This is a genomic window from Actinophytocola sp., assembly GCF_045807065.1.
GTDB lineage: Bacteria > Actinomycetota > Actinomycetes > Mycobacteriales > Pseudonocardiaceae > Actinophytocola.
Genome location: NZ_JBJMIE010000375.1, coordinates 1 through 2,492, shown reverse-complemented (window position 1 = coordinate 2,492; position 2,492 = coordinate 1). Strand labels below are relative to the sequence as shown.

Sequence of the window (2,492 nt, the reverse complement as noted above, 5' to 3'; positions counted from 1 at the left end):
GGCCGGCATGATGCCGCCGCCATCGCCCAGGAAGACGACGTCCGGTGCCAGGATGTCCAGCAGGCCCTGCAGGTCGCCCGTCTCCGTCGCCCGCTGGAAGGCGGCGATCGCGTGGCGGGTCTCGGTCGCGGAGACGGCACCGCGCGGGCGGCGGGCGGCGACGTGCGAGCGGGCGCGGTGGGCGATCTGGCGGACCGCGGCCGGGGTCTTGTCCACGGCGCCGCCGATCTCCTCGTAGTCGAGGGCGAACACCTCGCGCAGCACGAACACCGCCCGCTCGGTCGGGGTGAGCGTCTCCAGCACCAGCAGCATCGCCATCGACACGCTGTCCGCCAGCTCGACGTCCTGCGCCACGTCCGGCGCGGTGAGCAGCGGCTCAGGCAGCCAGGGGCCGACGTAGGACTCCTTGCGCCGGCCCAGGGTGCGCAGCCGGGTGAGCGCCTGGCGGGTGGTGATCTGGACCAGGTACGCGCGCTGGTTCGCCACGGTCGCCAGGTCGACGCCCGACCACCGCAGCCAGGTCTCCTGCAGGACGTCCTCCGCGTCGGCGGCCGAGCCCAGCATCTCGTAGGCGATGGTGAACAGCAGGTTGCGGTGGGCGAGGAACGCCTCGGTCGTGGAGTCGGCCACTGGTTTGCTCCTCTCGACTCTCTCCCCACCAGACTCCGGGACCCGCGATCGTGTGACAGGGCGACCGGCATGGCGTGCGTCACGTCGCGGCCCTGTCACGGGAAGCGCGCCGGCGGCATCTCGTGGTCGTTCACAGTTTCACACCACGAGGGAGGACGGGGTCATGACACCTCGGTTCGACATGTTCGACAACGCGGTCGGCGCCAGGTTCGCCAAGCGGTTCGCCAACGCCGGCCTGGTGCTCCAGGGGTCGTCGCTGCCGAGCGCCACGCAGGAGCTGGTGTCGTTGCGCGCCAGCCAGATCAACGGCTGCGGCTGGTGCGTCGACTACCACACCAAGGAGGCCGCGGCCGCCGGTGAGACGGCGGTCCGGCTCAACCTGGTCGCCGCGTGGCGCGAGTCCACCGTCTTCACCGACGCCGAGCGGGCCGCGCTGGCGCTCGCCGAGGAGGGCACCCGGCTCGCCGACGCCTACCAGGGCGTGTCCGACGAGACCTGGGCCCAGGTGCGAGCGCACTACGACGACGACCAGATCGCCGCGCTGGTCGCCTTGGTGGCGCTGATCAACGCGGCCAACCGGCTCGCCGTGATCGTGCACCAGAAGGGCGGCTCCTACGAGATCGGCATGTTCGCCGGCTCCACGAACTGAACCGCCAGTGGCCGGCGGGCGTGTTGCCCGCCGGCCACGGTCCGAGGAGAGCGCGGATGCTACTCGACCCCGAGGGGTCCCATTTCCAGTGGACGTAGCAGGAAGCGTCCGCATGGCCTCGGTTATCCGGGGATCAGCTCACCGATTCGGTCCAGTGTGTACACGTCCGAGCCGGGTGGCAAGCCCTCGGGTGCGTGGATGCCGACGAACGTCACCGGCTCGTCCGGTACCCGGCCGTCCCAGGTGGTCACCTCGGTCCGGGTGCGGTAGCGGTCCAGCAGGTAGGACATCGTCAGGTAGCGCCGCTCCACCAGCGCCCGCACGCGGTCGGCCGTGGTGAACGCGTTGCCCTCCACCCGGTTGAACGCCGGCGCGCCCCGCAGGTACAGGTGCAGCCAGACCGCCTGCCAGCCGTGCTCGCCCTTGGCGAACACCACCGGCAGCGCCACCCGGCCCCTGCCCCGCAGCGGCGAGCGCGCCCGCACCGTGCGTGCGTCGAACGGCGCGCCCCGCTGGCTCCGGTCGCGGGTCTGGTACCCGAACATCGACTCCGCGACCTCGTCGAACGACTCGCCCGCGTAGATGTTCACCTGCGGCACCACGTAGTGCCCGCCCGCCGTCAGCGGCACGTCGATGAACTCGGTCGCGCCGCGTCGGGCCGTGGTGATGTCGCCGGAGTGCACCACGCCCTCGTGGCGGTAGTTCGTCCACGACACCTGGCCCGCGGTGTGGAACTCGGCGTCCAGCAGCAGCACCGACAGGTCGTAGTCGGTGCGCCGGCTGGTCTGCCGCCAGTACGTGAAGAAGCGCAGCACCTCACCGGACACCGACGCACGCGAACCCCGTGGCAGCACGGCGAACCCGCTCTCGGCCGCCTTGCCGGACAGCGGCAGGGCGACGTCGAGCACGGCCGGGTCCACCACGAGCGGGTGCGGGAGCCGCGGCAGTCGGACGGCGATCTCCGCGTCCAGCGACGCCGACAGCTCCGCCACCAGCTCGGCCGGCAGCGGTGGACGTACGTCCGGCCCGACCCACGCCCGCCGCGTGCGGCCGACGTACATGCGGGCCGACACGGGCGCCAGCCGGTTGCCGACGTGCTCCCGCAGCGAGCAGAGCACCCGGCCGGACGCCGAGCCCAGCGCGCCTGCGACGGCCTCGATCACGGTAGCGCGCTCCGCCGGCGTAGCGCTTCGCAGTAGCCGGTCCGCGGATC

The 2,492-nt window shown here is 72.2% G+C and carries 2 protein-coding genes and 1 pseudogene; 1 reads left to right on the top strand and 2 read right to left on the bottom strand.

What is annotated here, in order from left to right:
• Window positions 1-630, bottom strand: a 630-nt coding sequence (locus tag ACJ73U_RS21850) for a sigma-70 family RNA polymerase sigma factor (RefSeq protein ID WP_407779534.1), incomplete at its 3' end; no start/stop codon positions are given.
• A 163-nt stretch (window positions 631-793) separates the two neighbouring features.
• Between ACJ73U_RS21850 and ACJ73U_RS21845 the strand changes: the two genes are divergently transcribed.
• The gene (locus tag ACJ73U_RS21845) at window positions 794-1,279 is read left to right on the top strand and encodes a carboxymuconolactone decarboxylase family protein (RefSeq protein WP_407779533.1); all 486 of its coding nucleotides are present in this window, start codon (window positions 794-796) and stop codon (window positions 1,277-1,279) included.
• A 122-nt stretch (window positions 1,280-1,401) separates the two neighbouring features.
• Here the strand turns inward: ACJ73U_RS21845 and ACJ73U_RS21840 are convergent.
• A pseudogene (locus ACJ73U_RS21840) lies at window positions 1,402-2,492 on the bottom strand (hypothetical protein); the annotation flags it as partial.

Excerpts from the sequence above, each read along its gene's own strand:
- ACJ73U_RS21845 (WP_407779533.1), top strand. The coding sequence starts at position 794 with ATGACACCTCGGTTCGACATGTTCGACAACGCGGTCGGCGCCAGGTTC.